The 2,972-nt window shown below is 56.4% G+C and carries 3 protein-coding genes; all 3 read left to right on the top strand.

Annotated elements, in window-relative coordinates; all coding sequences use genetic code 11:
• Window positions 1–1,415 (top strand): phosphoenolpyruvate synthase (ppsA, locus tag QZ105_RS10345; protein WP_293729840.1); only part of this gene is annotated, 1,415 nt, incomplete at its 5' end.
• Between the two features lie 138 nt (window positions 1,416–1,553).
• Window positions 1,554–2,009 carry an A24 family peptidase gene (locus tag QZ105_RS10340; RefSeq protein ID WP_293729839.1) on the top strand — a complete coding sequence of 152 codons (456 nt, stop codon included), beginning with the start codon at window positions 1,554–1,556 and terminating at the stop codon, window positions 2,007–2,009.
• A 20-nt stretch (window positions 2,010–2,029) separates the two neighbouring features.
• Window positions 2,030–2,972: hypothetical protein (locus QZ105_RS10335; RefSeq protein WP_293729838.1), on the top strand; the 943-nt coding region annotated here is incomplete at its 3' end.

Genomic DNA, 2,972 nt, shown 5'->3' with positions numbered 1-2,972 from the left:
GTCCGGAAACCGTATGGAGCCGCCGTAATAAAGAAAATGGCGCACCGAAAGAGGAGAAGAAAGTGACTACCGATCGTAAGGTTATTGTTAAGGGCTTGCCTGCCAGCCCCGGTAATGTTGCAGGCCGCGTACACGTTATTCTTGACCCGTCCCGCATCGACGAATTTAAAGAGGGCGAAATTCTGGTAACGGAAATGACCGCTCCCGACTGGGTTCCGGCTATGAAGAAGGCGAAAGCCATCGTAACCGACAGCGGCGGTATGACCTGCCACGCTTCCATCGTCAGCCGCGAGCTGGGCATTCCCTGTATCGTTGGCACCAAGAGCCGCGGCGAGGCTGCTACTACTACTATTCCCGACGGCATCGACGTAACTATCGACGCTACTCACGGCGTTGTTTATGAAGGCATTATCGAAGAACCTAAGGCTGAACAGCCCGCCGCTCAGCAGGTAGTTGCCGCTGCGGAATATTTCCCGCCCACCGGCACGAAAATTTACATGAATCTGGGCGATCCTGAGCTGGCTGAAAAATACAGCGCTCTGCCCTGCGACGGCATCGGCCTGATGCGCGAGGAGTTCATCTGGACTACATATATCCACGAGCATCCGCTATATCTCATTAAGATCGGTCATCCGGAAAAGGTTGTGGACCAGCTGGCTGAAGGCATCCGCCAGGTTTGCCAGGCTATGGCTCCCAGACCGGTTACTCTGCGCTTCTCCGATTTCAAATCCAGCGAATACCGCGATTTGAAGGGCGGCGATGAATTTGAGCCCTACGAGCCTTCCGCTTTGCTGGGCTGGCGCGGCGCTTCCCGTTACTATGACCCTAAATATATCGAAGCCTTTAAGCTGGAATGCCTGGCTGTGCGCAAGGTGCGCGAGGAGTTCGGCCTGAAAAACCTGAACGTAATGATTCCTTTCTGCCGCAATGTAGAGGAATGCGAAAAGGTTGTTAAGATTATGGCTGACTGCGGCTTGTCCCGCGGCAAGGACTTCAAGGTTTGGCTGATGGCTGAGATTCCCTCTAACATCATTCTGGCCGACCAGTTCAATAAATTTGTCGACGGCTATTCCATCGGCTCCAACGATTTGACCATGCTGGTTTTGGGCTGCGACCGTGATAACGATACCGTATCCCATATTTATGACGAACGCAATCTGGCAGTACGCCGCGCTATCCGTCACCTTATCGAGGTGGCGCATAAGGACGGCAAGACCGTTTCCATCTGCGGTCAGGCTCCCAGCGTATATCCTGAATTCTGCGAGTTCCTCATTAAGAGCGGCATTGACAGTATGTCCGTAAATCCTGATACCGTTAAATTCACTAAGAAGCTGGCTGCTCAAATCGAACAGCGCATTATGCTGGACGCATTGACCGGCAAAGGCCGTCAGGAAGCGGAAGACCTGAACTGGTAAGACGCTTGACAGGCTGCGCCTGACAGTGTATACTATTGCCAACAACTGAATAAGTAGTAAAGAGCTTTAAGACTCCTGTATTGCAGTGACTTTGTAATACAGGAGCCTTTTTGTTTTGACGCGGAAAGGAGGTTGCTTATGGAGTTGTTTTTTACGTTGGCGTTGGCGGCGGGGCTGGCACGTCATTGCTGGACGGATATGCGGGAGCTGCTGCTGTACGACAGCGTGAACGCTTATCTGTTAGCTCTGGGCTTGCTGCGAGCCTGCGTCATGGGCTTATGGCAGGAGGCTTGCTGCGGCCTGCTGGCGCTGGGCGCGGTTATGCTGCTGCTGTATTTGTTCAGCAGGGGCGGCATGGGCGAGGGTGATGTCAAGCTGGCAGCGGTTTTAGGCTGCTGGCTGGGCTGGGAGCGGGGCTTAGCCTGCCTGCTGCTGGCCTTTGTAGGCGGAGCTGCGGTTGGGCTTGTTCTTTTAGCCTGCGGACGGGCGCAGGGGAAGCAGGCGCTGCCCTTCGGCCCCTTTTTGTGCGCGGCGGGCTTAGCGTGCCATCTGTACGGCGCACGGCTTGTCGCCTGGTACTGGTCGTTATTTTGATTTAAAGGAGGACGTCTTTGATGAAAACATTACAGGATTACCAACAAGGCTGGCGGCGCAGGCAGCGGCGTCAGCGGCAGCTTTTACTTATCGGGCTGCGGGAAAATATTTTACAGGTAAGCTGCTGGCAGCCGGATTGCTGCCTGTGGCGGCAGGAACGCGCTTTAGGGATGAGCGCTGGCCGAAATATTATTGAAGAGGCAGGCATGTTGCTGCGTACAATTTTACTGGAGGCCAAAGCGGAGACCGGGTTAAATACGCTGCTGCTTTTAGGCGCGGAGCAGGTGTACGAGGAACGGCTGGCGCTGCCGCTTTTAGAAGCCAAAGCCTTGCGGAAGGCGGCCTACTGGGAGGCAGGGCAGCTGGCTCCTTGGGCGGCGGATGCTTATACTGCGGCCTTTGCTGTGGAGGAAAGACGGGAGGCTGATATGCAGGTGCAGCTGTGGGCCATGGAGCTGGCTGACGTGCAGGCTTGGCAGAAGCTGGCAGATTCCTTGCAGCTGCGGTTGCAGGCTATTTTGGCAGGCAGGGAAGCGGAAGCGGCGCAGCAGGAGTGGTTTGCAGGAGCTGCCTGGCCGGAGGAAATTTTGCTGCAGACAGGCAGCGCCGTTTTTAGCAAGCAGCTGGCGCATTCGCCTTATTGGCGCACGGCGGCTTTAGGCTGTGCGTCGCTGACCTTACTGCTGTATACCGGAGTACGCTGCGGCTGCTATCTGGCGCAGCAAAGCGTACAGGAGGGGCGCAGGCAGCTGCAGGAGTACGGCCAATGGCGGCAGCGTTATGCTTATAGCGAAAAATTGAACAAGGAGCTGGAGCGCTTGCGCCGGCTGGAGCAGGCAGACAAACGCCCTAAGCTGCAGGTCAGCGGCAGGCTGGAGCAGCTGGGGCGGCAGCTGGAGCCCGGCTGCTGGCTGCAAAGCGTGCAGGGCAGCGCGGGGCAGGGCCACTGGCAGGGGGAGGGCC

Source organism: uncultured Phascolarctobacterium sp. (genome assembly GCF_905212365.1).
Classification (GTDB): domain Bacteria; phylum Bacillota; class Negativicutes; order Acidaminococcales; family Acidaminococcaceae; genus Phascolarctobacterium_A.
Note: the sequence above shows the minus strand (reverse complement) of the source record. Positions and strands in the feature narration are given on the sequence as shown.

Bases quoted from the DNA above. Each gene is read 5' to 3' on its own strand.
- QZ105_RS10340 (WP_293729839.1), top strand. From the start codon at position 1,554: ATGGAGTTGTTTTTTACGTTGGCGTTGGCGGCGGGGCTGGCACGTCAT.